Source organism: Collinsella sp. AM24-1 (assembly GCF_003470325.1).
Lineage (GTDB): Bacteria > Actinomycetota > Coriobacteriia > Coriobacteriales > Coriobacteriaceae > Collinsella.
Window position 1 is genome coordinate 1198 of record NZ_QRHM01000055.1, and the last position, 290, is coordinate 1487.

1 pseudogene is annotated in these 290 nt (G+C 77.2%); it reads left to right on the top strand.

What is annotated here, in order from left to right:
- Nucleotides 1-290 (top strand): annotated as a pseudogene (locus tag DW661_RS10200) (hypothetical protein); the annotation flags it as partial.

Consider the following 290-nt stretch of genomic DNA (forward strand, 5'->3'; position numbering starts at 1 on the left):
TGGTACCGCTCCTGCGACTCCGCGCGCGGCTGGACCGGCTGGGCGAGCTCCGGCGAGCCCTCCGGCGTCGAGTCGGGCGCCTCGGGCCTCACCGCAGTCCAGGTCGCCCTCGTCGCGAAGGGCGGCGCCGCCCCCGGCCCGGCCGAGGGGGCCTTCGTCTCCGGCGCCGCCTCCGGCCCGGCGCTCGTCCTGCAGGGCCACGTCGCCGAGCGCGGCTGGCTGCAGGCGGTGGGCGGCGGCGAGGACGTCGTGAGCTGTATCGTTTTATCGGACACGGATCGCCGCTCCCT